Genomic DNA, 335 nt, shown 5'->3' on the forward strand with positions numbered 1-335 from the left:
GGGTTGTAAAGTACTTTCAGCGGGGAGGAAGGTGATAAGGTTAATACCCTTATCAATTGACGTTACCCGCAGAAGAAGCACCGGCTAACTCCGTGCCAGCAGCCGCGGTAATACGGAGGGTGCAAGCGTTAATCGGAATTACTGGGCGTAAAGCGCACGCAGGCGGTCAATTAAGTCAGATGTGAAAGCCCCGAGCTTAACTTGGGAATTGCATCTGAAACTGGTTGGCTAGAGTCTTGTAGAGGGGGGTAGAATTCCACGTGGTAGCGGTGAAATGCGTAGAGATGTGGAGGAATACCGGTGGCGAAGGCGGCCCCCTGGACAAAGACTGACGC

1 rRNA gene is annotated in these 335 nt (G+C 52.8%); it reads left to right on the forward strand.

Annotated features, from left to right (window positions below):
- Positions 1–335 (forward strand): 16S ribosomal RNA (locus BHE89_RS23110); the annotation flags it as partial.

It is taken from the genome of Shigella sp. FC1967 (genome assembly GCF_001743005.1).
In the GTDB taxonomy this organism is placed as follows: Bacteria; Pseudomonadota; Gammaproteobacteria; order Enterobacterales; family Enterobacteriaceae; genus Proteus.